Source organism: Rahnella perminowiae (assembly GCF_019049755.1).
GTDB lineage: Bacteria > Pseudomonadota > Gammaproteobacteria > Enterobacterales > Enterobacteriaceae > Rahnella > Rahnella perminowiae.
Map to the genome: position 1 here is coordinate 1 of NZ_JAFMOS010000151.1, position 1,154 is coordinate 1,154.

The window sequence follows — 1,154 nt, forward strand, 5'->3', positions numbered from 1 at the left end:
CGTATAACACAACCCTGAGATTCACCCATAAAAAACGCTGCGATTGCAGCGTTTTTACGTTCAGTGGTCATTCGTTTGAAACGGCGTTACACGTCGCCTTCGTTATCTTTTTCAACCGCTTCATGAATGCGGTCAAGCATATCAGGGAAGGCTGATTGCACGCGGCTCCAGCTGGGGATAAAGGGTTTTTCGCTCGGTGTATCCACAAAAGCCTGACCCGCTTCCATGATCGCGCCCGAGAACAATTCTACTGCCGATTCCTCGCTGTGACGGTCAAAAGACAAACCGTTCATACGCGCATCATTTTCAAATCCGTCAATCATATCCAGCGCATTCCGGTAATAAGTGGCTTTCAGTATCCGGAAAGACTCACTGGTAATATTGACACCCAGAATTGCCATCTTTCGGTACAGCGCTTTGGTAATATCAATACTCATGCGCTGTAAACCATTTGACGCATCTTCTTCTGACATCGGCTGGTGCTTATGATCGTAATTGTCGGCGATATCCACCTGGCAAATACGTTTGGTCGCCGTATTTCGATGCAATTCTGACAACACGCCAATTTCCAGCCCCCAGTCACTCGGAATACGTAAATCGTTCAGAACATGCGTGCGCATCGCGAATTCACCGGAAAGCGGATAACGGAAAGTACGCAGATATTCAAGAAAATCAGAGTGGCCGTAAACGATTTGCAGGGATTTCAGTAACGGGAAAACCAGCAGGCGGCCGACACGACCGTTGAATTTTCCGTCTGCCACACGGGCATAATAGCCTTTGCAAAAATCGTAGTGGAAGTTCGGATTCGCCACCGGATACATCAGACGCGCCAGCATCTCACGGCTATAAGTGACAATGTCACAATCATGCAGCCCGACGACAGAGGTGCGGCGTGAGGCCAGCGTATAGCCCACACAAAACCAGACATTACGACCTTTACCGGGTTCATTGGGCGAAAGATTTTCTTTCTTCAGCTCTTCATCCAGTGCTGTCAGGCGCGGACCGTCATTCCATAAAATGCGGTGACGTTGTGGCAGTCGGGAGAAAAATTCGCGGGCAAATAAAAATTGATCGCGGTCAGCGCGATCTAATCCAATAACGATTTCTTCCAGATAGGGGACTTTCGTCAGCTCATCAACGATACGGCTCAGCGC

Annotated in this window: 1 protein-coding gene; it reads right to left on the reverse strand. The window is 49.0% G+C overall.

What is annotated here, in order from left to right; all coding sequences use genetic code 11:
• Nucleotides 1-86: 86 nt before the first annotated feature.
• Nucleotides 87-1,154, reverse strand: a 1,068-nt coding sequence (locus tag J1785_RS00825; RefSeq protein ID WP_217218580.1) for a glycosyltransferase family protein, incomplete at its 5' end; no start/stop codon positions are given.